Below are 16,596 nucleotides of genomic sequence, written 5' to 3'. Positions count from 1 at the left end.
CAGGGGCGGCGCTATAGACTTCGAGTTTTTGTAAGGGCCACCGCGTGCGAATCTTGCTGGTCGAAGATGACAGTTCGTTGGCAGACGCGGTCTGCAGCTACCTGGTCGCCAAGGCGTTCGTGGTCGACGTGGCCCCCAGCCTGGCCGACGCGCGCGGCGCGCTGCTCTCGGTGCAGTACGCTGCGGTGCTGCTCGACCTGCACCTGGGCGACGGCGACGGCCTCTCGCTGCTGCCGCAGGTGCGCGCGCTGCGCGAGCCGCCCATCGTCATCGTGCTCACGGCCCGCGACCAGGTCACCGACCGCATCCGCGGCCTCGATGCGGGCGCCGACGACTACCTCATCAAGCCCTACGACCCGGCCGAACTGCTCGCGCGGCTGCGCGCCGTGGAGCGCCGGCGCAGCGCCAACACCTCGCCGGTGCTGCAGCTGGGCACGCTGGAGATCGACCTGGCCCACGACCGCGTGCGCAAGGACGGCGTGCCCGTCGTGCTCACGCAGAAGGAATGGGCGCTGCTGCGCGTGATGGCCACGCGGCCCGAGCGCATCCACACGCGCGACAACCTGGCCGATGCGCTCTACGGCTTCGGCGACGAAGCCGACAGCAACACGCTCGAGGTGTTCATCAGCCGGCTGCGGCGCAAGCTCGGGCGCAGCCACATCCAGACGCTGCGCGGCCTGGGCTACCGGCTGTCGTTCTCGGCGGACGACGAGGAATGATGAGCGGCCCGTTGCGGCGCGACCGCCGCGATTCGCTGGCCGGGCGCCTCACCCGCACGCTGATCCTGTGGGTCGGCGGCGTGTGGCTGGTGTGCGTGTTCGCCGTGGTCTGGTATGTGGACCGCGAGATCAACCACAACTTCGACAACGAACTCGTGGAGGTGTCGCACCGCATGTTCGAGCTGGCGCTGCATGAGCTCGACAGGCTGCAGCATCCGGGCGTGGGCAACAGCGGCAACGACGGCAGCGGTGTCAGCAGCGTGTCGGCCAGCAGCGCGCCGCTGATCGCCCCCAAGCAGCTGTTCTCGGAAGACGCGGTGATGTACCAGATCGTGGACATCCACGAGCACGTGCTGCTGCGCTCGGCCGAAGCGCCCATCGATGCCTTCGATGTGCCGCTGGCCGCCGGCTTCGCCAGCAACCAGAACTGGCGCATCTACACCGTGCGCCATCCGTCGCTCGGGCTGTACATCCAGGTGGCCGACCCGCTCGACGAACGCCGCGAGGCACTGAACCGGACCCTGTTCGGGCTGATCATTCCGCTGGGCGCGGTGCTGCCGCTGCTGGCGCTGGTGTTGCGCAACGTGGCCCGCACCGAACTGCAGCTGCTGCAGCGGCTCGCCGCCGAGATCGAGAAGCGCAACGGCGCCGACCTGCGCCCGATCGCCCTGCCCGGCCTGCCGCAGGAACTGCGCGCGGTGGGCGACCACGTCAACCGCCTGCTCGAGCGGCTGTCGCAATCGCTCGACGTGGAGCGCGCGCTGGCCGCCAACGCCGCGCACGAGCTGCGCACGCCGCTGGCCGCCGCGCGCCTGCGGCTGCAGACCGCGCTCGACCACGACCTGAAGCGCGCCGACGTCGAAGGCGCGCTGCAGGCGCTGCAGATGCTCAGCCACCGCGCCGAAAAGCTGCTGCAGCTGTCGCGCGCCGAATCGGGTGCCTCGCTCACGCGGGCGCGGGTCGACCTGGTGCAGCTGGCGGGCGCGGTGGCGCAGGAGTTCTGGGAAGACCCGAAGATCAGCGGGCGCCTGAAGCTCAAGGTGCCCGACAGCGCGGCGCCCGTGGCTTTCGGCGACGTCGATGCGCTGGCGATCGCGCTGCGCAACCTCGTCGAAAACGCGCTGCGTTACAGCGTTGACGGCCGCGTGACCATCGAGGTGGCGGCGCCGTGCGTGCTGGTGGTGCGCGATGCCGGCCCGGGTGTCAGCCCCGAGCAGTTGCAATCACTGCGCCAGCGCCATGTGCGCCACAGCTCGGACCGCGCCGGCTACGGCCTGGGCATGTCGATCGTGGGCACCATCGTCGAGAAGCACAACGCAACGCTGGAGCTCGCCTCGCCGCCGCCCGGTGCGGCGCGCGGCTTCGAGGCGCGGATCGTGCTGCGGCCGGCCTGAGCTTTTCCGTGAGGTCAGCGCATCTTCAGTCGCTGACGATCTCGCGCAGCCAGTCGGGCAGCGCCAGCGCCTTCTGCTTCGGAAAGTCGACCCAGATGGTGGTGGCGCCGCCGGCCGCGCAGAGCACGTCGGGCGCGTCTTCGCGGACCATGGTGGCCCAGCTTTCGAAGGTGGTGCGCCCCGGGTCGCTCACGTACATCTTGATCCGCACGTTGCCCGGGTACTCGATCTGGCGGTAGAAGTTGCAAAAGGCGTTGACGATCACCATGCCCTCGCCGCCCGGCGTGGGCTCGACGCCGAGCGAGCGGATCCAGTCGATGCGCGCGGTCTCGAGGTAGCGAAAGTAGGTGCCGTTGTTCAGGTGGCCCATGGCGTCCATGTCGCCCCAGCGGATGGGGATCGACATTTCATACACGAGCTTCTTCTTTTCGGGGATTTCGATTCTCATCGGTGGGCCTTGATGGATGCGAGGATGCCCAGGACGAACAGCGCCGCCGCCAGCCATTCGGTGGCCTGCGGCCAGCGGCCGTCCCAGAGGAAGGAATAGAGCAAGGCGAACAGCGTCTCGCTCACGATCAGTTGGCCGCAGAGGCTGGCCGAAAGGCGCTGGCTTGCGATGTTCCAGAGAATGGTTGCGAGCCACGACGAGCCGAAGCCGCTCGCCAGCGCAATCCAGATGAAGAGCATGCCGTCGGGCTGCGACTGCAGCGTGGCGGCATCGCTGCCCGCCACCGCCCACAGCAGCAAGGCGCCCAGGCCGGTGGCAATGCCGAGCCAGTTGGCCCAGTCGGCCGCGTGCACCTCGCGGTGCCGTTGCAGCCAGGCGGCATTGAGCAGGCCGTAGACCGTCCAGCTCACCATCGAACACAGCGCCAGCGCAATGCCCCAGCCGAAGCGGGCGCCGCCGCCGCCCGCGCCGTGGTGCGCCGACCACGCGCCCCAGATCATGAGTGCGATGCCCGCGCCCGTGAGCAGCAGGCCGGGCAGCAAGGCCCGCATGTGCAGGCCCGCGGGCCGGCCCAGCAGCATCATCCAGACGGGAATGGTGCCGATGATGAGGCTGGGCACCTCGGTACCAGCCGCTTCAATGCCGAAGGCCAGCAGCAGGTAGTAGCCGCTGAAGCCGAGCACGCTGAGCCCGAGTGCCGCCAGCGCCTGCCGGCCCGTGGGCCAACGCACCGCTGCGGGCCGCGCGAACACCGCCAGCGCCGACACCGCGCCGAACACCGCGAAGCGCGCCGCCGTGATGTCGACCATGCCGAAGTGGCCCACCATGCGCGGCGCCACGAACACCAGGCCCCAGAGCGCACCCGCAGCCAGCCCGGCTGCGATGCCGATCCACGCCCGCGGACTCAGATCGCGAACCCGTCGTCGGCCGCGATGACCGCGCCGTTCACGAAATGGCTCTCGCCGCTGGCCAGCAGCACGATCAGGCCGTCGAGGTCTTCGGGCTTGCCCACGCGCTTGCGTGGCAGCATGCTGACCAGCTTGGCGCCGCCCTCGGTGCTCCAGTGTTCCTCGTTGAGCTCGGTCGTGATGTAGCCCGGGCACAGCGCATTCACGTTGATGCCGAAGCGGCCCCACTCGAGCGCCATGGCCTTGGTCATCTGCACCACCGCGGCCTTGCTCATGCAGTAGGTGCCGATCTGCGGCATGACCTTCAGCGCCGCTGACGACGCGATGTTGATGATGCGTCCGCCGATGTAGGTGCCCGGCGCCTTGCCCTGGGCGCGCGCCAGCATGCGCTTGCCGACCTCTTGCGCCACGAAGAAAGAGCCCTTCACGTTGGTGTCGAAGATGTAGTCGTAGTCGTCGGGCGTGACGTCCTGCAGGCGCTGCGTGGTGCTCACGCCCGAGTTGTTGACCAGGACGTCGATGGGGCCCACTTCGGTTTCGGCGCGCGCCACGGCGGCCTTGATGCTGCCGAAATTGGTCACGTCGAGTTCGACCACGTGGGCGTCGCCGCCCTCGCCTTCGATGCGCGCGCGCAGTTCCTTGAGCTTGTCGACGCGGCGGCTGGCCAGCACCACGGCGGCGCCGGCACGGGCCAGTGTTTTCGCGAACTGGGCGCCCAGTCCGCTGGAGGCGCCGGTGACGAAAGCCACGCGGCCGGAGAGATCGATGCTGTAAGCCATGAACGGAATCCTGTGGAGTCGCGCAGGTGACGCAGGGCGCCTCGCCCGCGAGTGACAAGGACCACCGCCGGACGCCGCATAAAATGCCCGGCGAACCGGGACGCCCCCGCGCCTCTAAAAATCATTATCGACCCAACCCACATGACGCACGACGAAATCCTCGCCCAGTTCGGCCCTCGCGAAGCCATGGAATACGACGTGGTCGTGGTCGGCGGCGGCCCCGCCGGCCTCTCGACCGCGATCCGCCTCAAGCAGCTCGCCGCCCAGCAGGAGAAGGAAATCTCCGTCGTGGTGCTCGAGAAGGGTTCCGAGCCCGGCGCGCACATCCTGTCGGGCGCCATCATGGACCCGCGCGCGCTCAACGAACTGCTGCCCGACTGGCAGGAACTCGGCGCGCCGCTGAACCAGCCCGTGACCGACGACGCCATGGTGTTCCTCGGCGAAAAGTCGGGCCTGCGCACGCCCAACGCGTTCCTGCCGGCGTGCTTCCAGAACCACGGCAACTACATCATCAGCCTGGGTGCCTTCACCAAGTGGCTGGCGCAGCAGGCCGAGAACCTCGGCGTGGAAATCTTCCCGGGCTTCCCGGCCGCCGAAGTGCTCTACAACGAGAACGGCTCGGTGCGCGGCGTCGCCACCGGCAACATGGGCGTCGGCAAGGACGGCGAACCCACCGAGAACTTCCAGCTCGGCATGGAGCTGCTGGGCAAGTACACGGTGTTCGCCGAAGGCGCACGCGGCCACCTGGGCCGCCAGCTCATCGCGAAGTTCAAGCTCGACGAAGGCCGCGACCCGCAGACCTACGGCCTGGGCGTCAAGGAAGTCTGGGAAATCGACCCCAAGCGCCACCAGCCCGGCTTCGTGTTGCACACGGCCGGCTGGCCGATGGACAACAACACCTACGGCGGCGCGTTCCTCTATCACATGGAGGACAACAAGGTCACGATGGGCTTCATCACGGGTCTGGACTACAGCAACCCGTACCTGAGCCCGTTCGAGGAAATGCAGCGCTGGAAGCTGCACCCCAACATCCGCTGGTACCTCGAAGGCGACGAAGCCAAGGGCATCAAGCCCGCCAAGCGCATCGGCTACGGCGCGCGCGCCATCACGGCCGGCGGCCTGATGTCGCTGCCCAAGACGGTGTTCCCTGGCGGCGCGCTGGTCGGCTGCGAAGCCGGCTACCTCAACGTGAGCCGCATCAAGGGCAGCCACGCCGCCATCAAGACCGGCATGCTGTGCGCCGAGGCCGCATTCGACGCGGTCATGGCCGGCCGCCAGCACGACGAACTCACGGCCTACCCGGCCGCGTTCGAGAAGAGCTGGCTCTACACCGAGCTGAACAAGGCGCGCAACTTCAAGGCCTGGTTCAAGAAGGGCCTGGGCATCGCGACCGTCATGAACGGCGTCGAGCAGTGGCTGCTCAAGGGCCACATCCCATGGACCCTGCGCCGCAACAAGCCCGACCACCAGTACCTGAAGCCGGCTGCCGAGTGCAAGCCCATCGTCTATCCGAAGCCGGACGGCAAGCTCACCTTCGACCGCCTGTCGAGCGTGTTCATCAGCAACACGAACCATGAAGAGCAGCAACCCGCCCACCTGACGCTGAAAGACGCGTCGGTGCCGGTCAACGTGAACCTCACCAAGTTCGCCGGCCCCGAAAGCCGCTACTGCCCGGCCGGCGTGTACGAGTTCGTGCCCGACGAAGCCAGCGCCGGCAAGGAGCGCCTGCAGATCAACGCGCAGAACTGCGTGCATTGCAAGACCTGCGACATCAAGGACCCGACGCAGAACATCGTCTGGGTGACGCCCGAAGGCGGCGGCGGTCCGAACTACGTGGGCATGTAAGCCACCGGTCCCGTGTCGACACCAGGCCCTCCCTTCGCGGAGGGCCTTTTTTTTGCGACGATGCGTCCGATCGGGGAGCCGCAGCGTAAGTGCGAACAGGATGGTGATGTGCGTCGCCTTCCGTCCACCCTTTCGACCTTTTTCACAGAGGACCTTGCACCATGAACACCCTGCTTCACCGTGTCGCGATCGCCGCCCTTCTGGCTTTGACCGCAGGCCACGCGCTGGCCGCCGACCCGGCGCCCGCGCCGGCCCCCAAGGCCACCGCTGCACCCGCCAACAGCCTGGCCGCCGCCCGCGCCCTGATCGCCGACAGCAAGTGGACCGCCGCCATCAGTGAGCTGGAGCGCGTCAACGACACCGGCAATGCCGACTGGAACAACCTCATGGGCTACAGCCTGCGCAAGTCGGGCGCGGGCAAGTGGTCGGCCTCCGAGAAGTACTACGACGCCGCGCTGCGCATCGATCCCAAGCACCGCGGCGCGCTCGAATACTCGGGCGAGCTGTACCTGTCGCTGGGCGACCTGCCGCGCGCCGAACAACGACTGGCCGCACTCGGCCAGGCCTGTGCCATGAACTGCCCGGAGTACGGCGACCTGAAGGCCTCGGTTGAGCGCTTCAAGGCCAACGGCGGCAAGAAGAGCTGACACCGCAGCGGACGGCAGTGACCTGATGCGTCTTCAGCACCTGCCCGAACTACGGGGCCTGCGAATCCACCGGTGAGCGCATGCCGACGAACTGCCGGGCGCGCAGCCTCGTGCGCGCAACCGCCGCGTCCAGCGAGGGCTGCTGCATGATCACGAGCACGCCCTGCCGGCCGCCACGGTGCAGGATCTCCGCGACACCCGCGTAGTCGCCGCTGGCCGTTTGCCTGAAGTGGAACGCGCATGACCAGCCGCCCTGGAGATCGACCGACAGGGCCGCCGCGGCGGGCGGGCTCGGCATTTCATCGCTCCTGGGTGGGCCGAGCACGGGTACTGATGTCCTTATGGTTGTATCGCGGAGGGGGTGAGCGGGACTGCGGTCCGAGGCCCGGCGTCTTCGGCGTCCTGCAACGCCAGCGTTCCGCGTCCGCTCTTCGAGGGCACGCAGGCGCATGGCCAGTGCCGGCGTGGAGCGGCCGCAGTGTCGCTCAGTGGCAAATGGCGTCTATCCCCAGAACCGGTTATTCGATGCGGAGCGGTCGCGCCGGCGCCGAAGAGCCACGATCCGCGGTCGCACGTATCCTCGCCGTTCACAGGAGACATCCCCCATGCACATCGTCATCACCGGCGGCGCCGGCTTCCTCGGCGCGCGCCTGGCGCGCACCCTGCTGGCCCTCGGCCCACTGTCGCTCGCCGGCGCCCCCGCCCGCGACATCGCACGCATCACGCTGGTCGACCGCGCACCGCCGCCGCCCGACCTCGCAGCCAACGCGCGCATCGCAGCCGCCACCGGCGACCTCAACGCCCAGCTGGCCGACGACGGCGCCACCTTCTGGCGCGAGGCCGATGCGGTGTTCCATCTGGCGGCCGCCGTCAGCGGCGAATGCGAGGCCGACTTCGACCTCGGCATGCGCAGCAACTTCGCCGCCACGCACGGCCTGCTCGAGAAGCTGCGCGCGCTGGGCACGCGGCCGGTGCTGGTGTTCTCCAGCTCGCTCGCCGTGTTCGGCGATTCGCCCGAGCAGCCGCTGCCCGCACTCATCGACGACCACACGCTGCCCACGCCGCAGACCAGCTACGGCATCCAGAAATTCATCGGCGAGCAGCTGGTGGCCGACTACACGCGCAAGGGCTTCGTGCAGGGGCGCAGCGTGCGCCTCATGACGGTGAGCGTGCGCCCCGGCCAACCGAACGGTGCGGCCTCGGGCTTCTTCAGCGGCATGATCCGCGAGCCGCTGGCCGGGCTGCGCGCGGCCTGCCCGGTGCCCGACGAGACACCCGTGGCCATCGCCTCGCCGGCCCGCACCATCGAAGGCATCGTGCGCGCCGCCGAAGCCAGCGATGCCGAATGGGGCCCGCGCACCGCGCTCAACCTGCCGTCGCTGGCCACCACCGTGGGCGAGATGGCCGCCGCACTCGAACGCGTGGCCGGCCGGGCCGCCACCGACCTGCTCGACCGCACGCCCGACGCCACCATCGGCCGCATCGTGAAGACCTGGCCGGGCCGCTTCGACACGCCCCGCGCGCGGGGCCTGGGCCTGGCGGCCGACGAGAACTTCGACGCGGTGATTCGTGCCTACGTCCGTGAAAGTCCCGACGCGGTGAAACTGGTTATTCGGGCATAGTCATTTCTTTTGCATGAAACCGGTCTCAGGCCCGTTTCACGCATCCTTTTTTCCAACCGAGGAGACAGACAAATGAAGTTGACCCGACTGGCCGCAGGCTTGGTGCTGGGCATGGGCATGGCCTGCGCCGCTTTTGCGCAGACGACCATGAAGATCAGCATTTCCGTGGCGCAGAACTCGCACCAGGGCGTGGCCATCGACACCTTCGCCAAGGAAGTCGAAAAGCGCACGGGCGGCCGCTACAAGGTCCAGACCTTCTACAACGGCGCACTCGGCGGCGAACGCGAGTCGATCGAGGCGGTGCAGCTGGGCACCCAGGAACTGGCCTTCTCGTCGACCGGCCCGATCCCCAACTTCGTGCCCGAGACCAAGATCCTCGACGTGCCCTTCCTGTTCCGCGACAAGGCCCATGCACGCGCCGTGCTGGACGGCCCCATCGGCCAGGAAATGCTGACCAAGTTCGATGCCAAGGGCTTCAAGGCGCTGGCGTGGGCCGAGAACGGCTTCCGCCACATGACCAACAGCAAGCGCGACGTGAAGGTCCCTGAAGACCTCAAGGGCCTGAAGATGCGCACGATGGAAAACCCGGTGCACATCGCCGCCTACAAGGGTTTCGGCATCGTGACCACGCCGATGGCCTTCCCCGAAGTGTTCACGGCGCTGCAGCAAGGCACGGTCGACGGCCAGGAGAACCCGCTGCCGGTGATCATCTCGGCCAAGTTCGACCAGGTGCAAAAGCACCTCTCGCTGACCGGCCACGTCTACTCGCCCTGCATCTTCGTGATGAACAAGGGCACCTTCGACAAGCTGAGCGCGGCCGACAAGCAGGCCTTCCTCGACGCGGCCAAGGAAGGCGCCAAGGCCAACCGCGCGCGCGTGGACGAAGACGACGCCAAGGGCGTGGCCGACCTGCGCGCCAAGGGCATGACCGTGATCGACAACGTCGACAAGGCCAAGTTCGTGGCGGCGCTGGCACCGGTGAACGCCCAGTTCGAAAAGGACTTCGGCAAGGCCAACCTCGACAAGATCCGCAACTACAAGTGATGACCCGGCGGCTGTCCTGCTGACAGCGTCGATGCCCGCCCAGCCTGGTCTGGCGGGCTTTTTTCGTTGAGAACCCGAAGAAACCGAAGAAACCGAACCATGCGAGCTGTTGTGTATGAAAGCTAAATTCCTCGCCATCGAGCGCTGGACCACCGGCGTGTCGATGGTCGCCGCCTGCCTGATGCTGGTGATCGCCTCGGCGCTGGGCGTGTTCCAGATCGTCACCCGCTTCGTGCTGGAACAACCCGCCGAGTGGAGCGAGATCCTGATCCGCGTGAGCCTGATCTGGATGGTGTTCCTGGGCATCCCGATGGCCTTCCGCCAGGGTGCGATGGTCAGCGTCGACGTGCTCTACCGCTGGAGTTCGCCGCGCGTGCGCCGCGTGCTCGACGCCGTGGTGGCACTGGCCGCGCTGTCGCTGATGCTGGTCATCCTGTGGTGGGGCTGGGACTACGCCATGCGCGGGCGCGTGCAGTCGATGGCCGGCCTCGAAAGCCTGTCGATGGTCTGGGCCTACCTGGCCATGCCCGTCGGTTCCGTGTTCTGTCTGTTCGGCATTGCCGGCAATTTTCTCGATCCCAAGCGGCTCGAACTGGAGACCGCGCAATGAGCGTCGTGATGGTTGCAACGATGGTGCTGTGTTTTGCACTGTCGGTTTCGGTGGCCGTGTCCATCGGTCTGGCGTCGATCCTGGGCATCCAGGTCACCAACGCCAACATGCTGATCTCCGTGAAGGAGATGTTCAATTCGATCAACAAGTTTCCGCTGGCGGCCATTCCGTTCTTCATCCTGGCCGGCAACCTGATGGAAACCGGCGGCATCTCGCGCCGGCTGGTCGAGTTCGCCAAGAGCATCGTGGGCGGCGTGCAGGGCGGCCTGCCGATGACCTGCGTGCTCACCTGCATGATCTTCGCGGCGGTGTCGGGCTCGTCGGTGGCCACCACCTTCGCGATCGGCGCCATCCTGATCCCGGCGCTCATCAAGCACGGCTACCCCACGTCGTACGCGGCGGCGCTGCAGGCCACGAGCGCCGAGCTGGGCGTGATCATTCCGCCGTCGATCCCGATGATCCTGTACGGCGTGAGCGCCGAGGTGTCGATCGGCGAGCTGTTCATCGCGGGCTTCGGCCCCGGCATCCTGATCAGCCTGGCGCTCATGCTGTTCGTGTGGGTCTACTGCAAGTGGAAGGGCTGGGGCAAGACCGACGGTGAAGGCCGCATGCCCTTCGGGCGTGCGCTGTGGCAGGCCGGCTGGGCACTGCTGATGCCGGTGATCATTCTGGGCGGCATCTACGGCGGCATCTTCACGCCGACCGAAGCCTCGGCGGTGGCGGTGTTCTACGCGCTCGTCGTGGGCATGGTGATCTACCGCGAGATCAAGATCACCGACCTGTTCGCGATCCTGCGCAAGTCGGTGCTGTCGTCGGCGGTGATCATGTTCATCATCGCCAACGCGGGCCTGTTCGCGTTCCTGATCACGCGCGCCGGCGTGCCCGACGCCATCGGCCACTGGCTGCAGGAAGTGCTGAAGTCGCCCGCGATGTTCCTGCTGGGCGTGAACGCGGCGCTGTTCGTGATCGGCATGTTCATCGAGACCAGCGCGGCCATCATCGTGCTGGCGCCGATCCTGGCGCCGGTGGCGGTGCACTTCGGCATCGACCCGGTGCACTTCGGCCTGATCATGGTGGTGAACCTGGCGCTGGGCATGATCACTCCGCCCTTCGGCGTGAACCTGTTCGCGGCCTGTACGGTGGCGCGCATCTCGCTCGACCGGATCGTGAGGCACCTGATCCCGTTCGTGCTGGTGATCCTGGCCTGCCTGATGATCATCACCTACGTGCCCTGGGTCTCGCTGTCGCTGCGCGACCTGGTCTACAGCAAGTAGCGCCGCGCACCACGCCAACCCGCACACAGCGGGCGGCCTTCGCGGGCCGCCCGCCGTGTCGTTTCAGCGCTTCGGTTCCTGCTGCAGGTACTGGCTCGGCGGCATGCCGAGCGTGCGGCGGAACATCGCGGTGAAGGCGCTCGGGCTCTCGTAGCCGTGCGCCAGCGCCACCTCCAGGATCGACGCGCCCGCGGCCAGCTGCGGCAGGCTCAGCAGCAGCCGCGCCTGCCGGCACCACGCGCCGAAGGTCATGCCGGTCTCGCGCTCGAACAGCCGCGCCAGCGTGCGCGCGTTCATGTGCAGCCGCGCGGCCCAGCCGTCGAGCGTGGCGGGCTGCGCGGGGTCGCGGATCAGCGCCTCGCACAGCGCGGCCAGCCGCGCGTGGCGCGGCATCGGCACGTGCAGCGACAGTGCGGGCGCGGCCTCGATCTCGTCGAGGATCAGCTCCATCACGCGCTCGTCGCGCCCGCCCGGCGCGTAGTCCAGCGGCAGCGACACGGCCGCCACAATCAACTCGCGCAACAGCGCCCCCACATGGATCACGCGGCAGTCGGTGCCCAGGTCGGCGCGCGTGCCGGGCTCGACGAAAACCGTGCGCATCTGCACCTCGCCCGCCATGCGGATCTGGTGCGTCATGCCGGGCGGCCCCCAGACGCCGCGCCCCGGTGGCACCACCCAGCTGCCAGCCGCCGCGCTGACCATCATCACGCCCGAAATCGCATGGATGAGCTGGCCGCGGCGGTGCGCATGCGGCGGAATGAAGGCATCGCCCGCCGGATCGGTGGCGAGCACGGCCACGGCGCGCGGGGTCGATTCGCCTTCGTCGGGGCGCAGATTCAGTTTGTCCATTTCACGACGATGTTTGCACATTCGTAGCGAGAACATCTTTCCGTGTCTTCCTACGATGGCTTTTCCTCCCTTTTTCTTAAACCGGACATCGAAGAAAGAAGCCATCGCATGAACACGCGCCGACTCGGGCTGCTCACCGGCACCCATGCCGTCAACGACCTCTACCAGGGCCTCGTGCCCGCGCTGCTGCCCTTCATGGTGCTGGAGCGCGGCTACAGCTACACGGCCGTGAGCGGCCTGATGCTGGCGGCCACCGGGCTGTCGAGCGTGGTGCAGCCGCTGTTCGGCCTGTACGCCGACCGCCACCCGCGCGCCTGGCTGGTGCCCGTGGGCTTCCTGGTGGCGGCGCTGGGCGTGGTGCTGGCGGGCCTGAGCCAGAGCTACCTGCTGACCTGGATCGCGGTCGCGCTGTGCGGGCTGGGCATCGCGGCCTACCACCCGCCCGCCACCGTGGCCGCGCGCGCGGCCGGCGGCGCCTCGCAGAAGGCGATGAGCGTGTTTTCGGTGGGCGGCACCATCGGCGCCTCGTTCGCGCCCGTGCTGGCGGCCACGGTGGTGGGCGGTGGCAGCCTGTCGCGCAGCTACCTGCTCGGCATTCCCGCGGTGGCGATGGGCGTGGTGTGGATCACGGTGAACGCGCGGCGCGGTGCCGTCGCCAGCAACGCGGCAGCCGCGGCGGCGCGCGCCGCGCAAGCCCGCGCCCAGGTGCTGAAACCGCACAACGACTGGCGCGCGTTCAGCCTGCTGGTTGCAACCATCGTGGGCTGGTCGATCCCGTACGTCACGGTGCTGTCGATGCTCTCGCTGCGCATCACGCGCGACCTGCACGGCACCACCTTCCAGGGCGCCGCGGCGCTCACCGCCTTCACCGCGGCAGGGGCAGTCGGCACGCTGGCCGGCGGCTGGCTCGGCGACCGCATCGGGCGCATGGGCACGATCCGCTGCGGCTACCTGCTCGCGCTGCCGGCGATGGCGGGCCTCGTGCTCGCCGCCACGCCCGGCGCGGCGCTGGCCTGCACCGCGTGGCTCGGCATGAGCATGTTCCTGCCCTTCGCCGCGCAGGTGACGCTCGCGCAGGACTACCTGCCGCGCAACCCGGCCACCGCCAGCGGCATCACGCTCGGCCTCGCGCTCTCGGTCGGCGGGTTGGTGTCGCCGCTGTTCGGCCTGCTGTCGGATGCACGCGGGCTCGGCGTGACGCTCACGGTGGTGTTGTGCGTGCTGTGCGTCGCGACCGTGCTGGCCTTGCGGCTGCGCAACCGGACGGTGCAGGTGATGGCGGGTGAGGCTGCGGCGGCCTGAGTTCGACCTCGCGCCCTGAACAACAGCCCACTGAAATCCGTGGGCGATTCAACGCCACGCGCCCCCTCTTTCACTGCCAGAATCGACGCAAGCTTCGACGTCGAGCCTGACAGACCCGAAGAAGGAAAAGGACGCCATGCATCGAATCGCCGCCCAAGGTTGCAGCCTCGCCGCCGCCGGCTTGCTGGCCACCGCCGGTTTCGCGGCCACGCCGGCCGCTGCGCCTGTGCCCTCGTCTGCGGCAGCACCCGTTATCTCCACCAACCCCGCCACCAGCCTTGCCGAAGTGGAATCTGCCGTGCGCGCCTGGGCCGCCGCCTGGTCCGCCCGCGATGTGGAGCGCTACCTCGCCGCCTACGCGCCCGACTTCACCCCCGCGCGCGGCCAGACCCGCGAGCGCTGGGAGGCCGACCGGCGCACCCGCATCACGGGCAAGTCGCGCATCAGCGTGGGCATCGAGGGGCTGGTGATCAGCATCCAGGGCACGTCGGCCAGCGCGCAGTTCCGGCAGGTCTACCGTGCCGATGCGCTGACCGAAACCGACCGCAAGACGCTCGAACTGCAGCGCGTGGGCACGCGCTGGCTGATCCGCAAGGAAAGCAGCGCGGGCAACTGATCCGCAACGCCATTCCCCTGTAAGGCAAATGGTTCACGAAGGTGTCACCACTTGCAACGATGCTGCAGCCTTCGACCTCCGAAAGCTGTGGCCGCCATGTTCCCCACCAAGACCGAGAAGGCACGCGACGAACTCCAGGCCGGGCAGCGCACGCTCAGCCAGCGTGAGCGCGCGCTGCTGCTCATGGCCGACGGCCGGCGTTCGCTGACCGACTTCAGCCCGCTGTTCCCGAGCCGCGTCGAGGCCGAGCAGGCGATCCAGGGGCTGATGCAGCGGGGCTACCTGCAGGATGCGCGGCCGGCCGCCGTGCAACCCGCGCCAGCCCCCACGCCCGTCCCCGCCGCCGAGCCGATCCAGGTCGCCACGTCGGCCGACAGCTTCGACGGCAAGCGCTCGCTGGCCACCACGCGCATGTTCCTGTTCGACATCTGCGAGCGCATGTTCGTGCGCCGCGACCCGCGCTTCGCCAACCAGATGCGCGACGCCCTGCGCGAAGCGCGCGACCGCGAGGCCATGCTGACCATCGCCGCGCTCATGCTCTCCGAGATCGAGAAGGCCGCCGGCCCCGAGCGCGCCGACTCGCTGCGCGAGCGGATCGACAAGCTGCTGCCGCCCGCCGAAACCGTGCACTGAGCTGCCAGCCCCGGCCCCGCGATCCACTACACTCGCCGGGTCAGGAGAGAGCCCCGCGCGACGGGGCCGCCGAAGGCGCAGGGGTTCCCCGAACGCTCAGGCAAAAGGACTGACAAAACGCCGGCAACCACCGGCGTTTCCTTGCTGGAGAGAGGCCGTGGCATTGCATGCGGCCCACCGAAGGAGCAAACCCCGATCGTGGGGCGAATCTCTCAGGTAAAGCGGACAGCAGGGGTGGCCCATGGCGTTGCAGCCATGGATTTCGACTGCCCCTTTGGAGTGCCCCGTGGCCGCTTCTTCCGCTTCCTCCGACGCCCAACTTCTCAAGACACCGCTGTACGACCTCCACGTGGAGCTCGGCGCGCGCATGGTGCCTTTCGCCGGCTACTCCATGCCGGTCCAGTACCCCGCGGGCCTCATGGCCGAGCACAAGCACACGCGCGATGCGGCCGGCCTGTTCGACATCTCGCACATGGGCCAGCTGCGTCTCGTCGGCCCCGACGCCGCCGCCGCCTTCGAAACCCTGATGCCCGTCGACGTGGTCGACCTGCCCGCCGGCAAGCAGCGCTACGGCCTGCTGCTGAACGACGAAGGCGGCATCCTCGACGACCTGATGTTCTTCAACGAAGGCCATGGCTCGATCTTCGTGATCGTGAACGGCGCCTGCAAGGTGGCCGACATCGCCCACATCCAGGACAAGATCGGCGCGCGCTGCGAAGTGCAGCCCCTGCCCGACCACGCCCTGCTCGCGCTGCAGGGCCCGCAGGCCGCGGCCACGTTGGCGCGGCTGTCGCCCGGCATCGAGCGCTTCGTGTTCATGACGGGCGGCGCGGTGCAGATCGGCGGCATTGCCGCCTTCGTCACCCGCAGCGGCTACACCGGCGAAGACGGCTTCGAGATCTCGGTGGCCGGCCAGGACGCCGACGCCCTCGCCCGCCTGCTGCTCGCGCAGCCCGAAGTGAAGCCTGTCGGCCTGGGCGCGCGCAACTCGCTGCGGCTCGAAGCCGGCCTGTGCCTGTACGGCAACGACATCGACACCACCACCACGCCGGTCGAAGCTTCGCTCAACTGGGCGATCCAGAAGGTGCGCCGCGCGGGTGGCGCGCGCGAAGGCGGCTTTCCGGGCGCGGCCAAGGTGCTGGCCCAGCTGGCGGCCGTTGCCTCGGGCGCGGCCGGCCACACCGACCACGAGACGCTCACGCGCAAGCGCGTCGGCCTGGTGGCGCTGGAACGCATTCCGGTGCGCGACGGCACGCTGCTGCAGTCGCTCGAAGGCCATGACATCGGCACCGTCACCAGCGGCCTGCTCGGCCCCACGGCCGACCGCTGCGTGGCCATGGGCTACGTGGCCGCCGCCTTTGCCGAGCCCGGCACGCGCGTGCAGGCCATCGTGCGCGGCAAGCCGGTGCCGATGGAGGTGTCGACGATGCCTTTCGTGCCGACGCGCTACTACCGCGGCTGAGCGCCACTGAACACCGCAGACCCGGCTAGGCTCTGCACCCCGATTCAATTTTTTCCACGAGGAGTTTTTTCATGAGCATCAAATACACCAAGGACCACGAATGGGTGGCGGCCGAAGGCGGCGCCGCCACCGTGGGCATCACCGTGCATGCGCAGGACGCGCTGGGCGACGTGGTGTTCGTCGACCTGCCTGAGGTCGGCAAGACCTTCGCACAGGGCGAAGTCGCCGGTGTGGTCGAGTCGGTGAAGGCCGCCGCCGATGTGTTCATGCCCGTGTCGGGCGAGATCACCGAAGTGAACGAAGCGCTGCGCGCCGACCCCTCGCTGGCCAACAGCGACCCGCTGGCCTCCGGCTGGTTCTTCAAGGTCAAGCTGAGCGAGCCCGCGCAGCTCGACGCCCTGCTCGACGCCGCCAGCTACGACAAGTTCGCCGCCGAGTCCTGAT

18 protein-coding genes and 2 riboswitches are annotated in these 16,596 nt (G+C 68.4%); of the genes, 13 read left to right on the top strand and 5 right to left on the bottom strand.

The genetic code is table 11. The features are described 5' to 3' along the window. Nucleotides 1-44: 44 nt before the first annotated feature. Both CLU95_RS27200 and CLU95_RS27195 read left to right on the top strand, forming a co-directional pair. Entirely contained in the window at nt 45-719 is a 675-nt protein-coding gene (locus CLU95_RS27200) for a response regulator (RefSeq protein ID WP_099796469.1), read from the top strand. After that, a complete protein-coding gene (locus tag CLU95_RS27195; RefSeq protein ID WP_099796468.1) occupies nt 719-2,113 on the top strand; it encodes a sensor histidine kinase in 1,395 nt (464 codons plus the stop codon). The genes CLU95_RS27200 and CLU95_RS27195 overlap by 1 nt, the downstream gene beginning before the upstream one ends. 25 nt (nt 2,114-2,138) lie before the next feature. Here CLU95_RS27195 and CLU95_RS27190 read toward each other — a convergent pair whose 3' ends face one another. From CLU95_RS27190 to CLU95_RS27180, 3 genes are all read right to left on the bottom strand, one after another. Next, on the bottom strand, nt 2,139-2,561 hold the full coding sequence (locus tag CLU95_RS27190) for an acyl-CoA thioesterase (RefSeq protein WP_070059373.1): 423 nt from the start codon (nt 2,559-2,561) through the stop codon (nt 2,139-2,141). Beyond that, nucleotides 2,558-3,388, bottom strand: coding sequence for a DMT family transporter (locus tag CLU95_RS27185; protein WP_441351514.1), 831 nt, complete (start codon nt 3,386-3,388; stop codon nt 2,558-2,560). Before CLU95_RS27185 ends, CLU95_RS27190 begins: the two co-directional genes overlap by 4 nt. Before the next feature lie 77 nt (nt 3,389-3,465). Then, nucleotides 3,466-4,248, bottom strand: coding sequence for an SDR family oxidoreductase (locus tag CLU95_RS27180; protein WP_099796466.1), 783 nt, complete (start codon nt 4,246-4,248; stop codon nt 3,466-3,468). A gap of 141 nt (nt 4,249-4,389) precedes the next feature. On the opposite strand from CLU95_RS27180, the gene CLU95_RS27175 reads away from it, so the two are divergent. Together CLU95_RS27175 and CLU95_RS27170 are read left to right on the top strand one after the other, a co-directional pair. Continuing rightward, nucleotides 4,390-6,093: an electron transfer flavoprotein-ubiquinone oxidoreductase gene (locus CLU95_RS27175; RefSeq protein ID WP_099796465.1), complete on the top strand. Its 1,704-nt coding sequence runs from the start codon at nt 4,390-4,392 to the stop codon at nt 6,091-6,093. Between the two features lie 161 nt (nt 6,094-6,254). Beyond that, a complete protein-coding gene (locus CLU95_RS27170; RefSeq protein ID WP_099796464.1) occupies nt 6,255-6,740 on the top strand; it encodes a tetratricopeptide repeat protein in 486 nt (161 codons plus the stop codon). 49 nt (nt 6,741-6,789) lie between these two features. Here the strand turns inward: CLU95_RS27170 and CLU95_RS27165 are convergent, their stop codons facing one another. After that, nucleotides 6,790-7,038 (bottom strand): hypothetical protein, encoded by a 249-nt coding sequence (locus tag CLU95_RS27165; protein ID WP_099796463.1) that lies wholly within the window; start codon nt 7,036-7,038, stop codon nt 6,790-6,792. A gap of 307 nt (nt 7,039-7,345) precedes the next feature. On the opposite strand from CLU95_RS27165, the gene denD reads away from it, so the two are divergent. The 4 genes from denD to CLU95_RS27145 all read left to right on the top strand — a co-directional run bounded on the left by denD (nt 7,346) and on the right by CLU95_RS27145 (nt 11,290). Further along, nucleotides 7,346-8,362 carry a D-erythronate dehydrogenase gene (denD, locus tag CLU95_RS27160; RefSeq protein ID WP_099796462.1) on the top strand — a complete coding sequence of 339 codons (1,017 nt, stop codon included), beginning with the start codon at nt 7,346-7,348 and terminating at the stop codon, nt 8,360-8,362. Between the two features lie 72 nt (nt 8,363-8,434). Next, nucleotides 8,435-9,406, top strand: a complete 972-nt coding sequence (locus CLU95_RS27155; protein ID WP_099796461.1) for a TRAP transporter substrate-binding protein — start codon at nt 8,435-8,437, stop codon at nt 9,404-9,406. Nucleotides 9,407-9,521: 115 nt separating this feature from the next. After that, complete coding sequence (locus CLU95_RS27150; RefSeq protein WP_099796460.1) at nt 9,522-10,016, top strand: TRAP transporter small permease; 495 nt, start codon at nt 9,522-9,524, stop codon at nt 10,014-10,016. Then, nucleotides 10,013-11,290, top strand: a complete 1,278-nt coding sequence (locus CLU95_RS27145) for a TRAP transporter large permease (RefSeq protein WP_099796459.1) — start codon at nt 10,013-10,015, stop codon at nt 11,288-11,290. Before CLU95_RS27150 ends, CLU95_RS27145 begins: the two co-directional genes overlap by 4 nt. A 63-nt stretch (nt 11,291-11,353) precedes the next feature. Here CLU95_RS27145 and CLU95_RS27140 read toward each other — a convergent pair whose 3' ends face one another. After that, a complete protein-coding gene (locus CLU95_RS27140) occupies nt 11,354-12,139 on the bottom strand; it encodes an AraC family transcriptional regulator (protein WP_099796458.1) in 786 nt (261 codons plus the stop codon). Nucleotides 12,140-12,247: 108 nt separating this feature from the next. On the opposite strand from CLU95_RS27140, the gene CLU95_RS27135 reads away from it, so the two are divergent. The 5 genes from CLU95_RS27135 (at nt 12,248) to gcvH (ending at nt 16,595) form a co-directional block, all read left to right on the top strand. After that, nucleotides 12,248-13,441, top strand: a complete 1,194-nt coding sequence (locus tag CLU95_RS27135; protein WP_099796457.1) for an MFS transporter — start codon at nt 12,248-12,250, stop codon at nt 13,439-13,441. Nucleotides 13,442-13,577: 136 nt separating this feature from the next. Continuing rightward, the gene (locus tag CLU95_RS27130; RefSeq protein ID WP_099796456.1) at nt 13,578-14,057 is read left to right on the top strand and encodes a L,D-transpeptidase Cds6 family protein; all 480 of its coding nucleotides are present in this window, start codon (nt 13,578-13,580) and stop codon (nt 14,055-14,057) included. A gap of 96 nt (nt 14,058-14,153) precedes the next feature. Next, on the top strand, nt 14,154-14,690 hold the full coding sequence (locus tag CLU95_RS27125; protein WP_099796455.1) for a hypothetical protein: 537 nt from the start codon (nt 14,154-14,156) through the stop codon (nt 14,688-14,690). A gap of 39 nt (nt 14,691-14,729) precedes the next feature. Then, nucleotides 14,730-14,804, top strand: a riboswitch (glycine riboswitch). A gap of 20 nt (nt 14,805-14,824) precedes the next feature. After that, nucleotides 14,825-14,929, top strand: a riboswitch (glycine riboswitch). A 47-nt stretch (nt 14,930-14,976) separates the two neighbouring features. Next, nucleotides 14,977-16,152 (top strand): glycine cleavage system aminomethyltransferase GcvT, encoded by a 1,176-nt coding sequence (gene gcvT / locus CLU95_RS27120; RefSeq protein ID WP_099796454.1) that lies wholly within the window; start codon nt 14,977-14,979, stop codon nt 16,150-16,152. Nucleotides 16,153-16,223: 71 nt separating this feature from the next. After that, nucleotides 16,224-16,595: a glycine cleavage system protein GcvH gene (gcvH, locus tag CLU95_RS27115; protein WP_099796453.1), complete on the top strand. Its 372-nt coding sequence runs from the start codon at nt 16,224-16,226 to the stop codon at nt 16,593-16,595. Nucleotide 16,596: the final 1 nt, after the last annotated feature.

Source organism: Variovorax sp. 54, assembly GCF_002754375.1.
Lineage (GTDB): Bacteria > Pseudomonadota > Gammaproteobacteria > Burkholderiales > Burkholderiaceae_C > Variovorax.
This window is presented reverse-complemented; position numbering and strand designations above follow the sequence as displayed.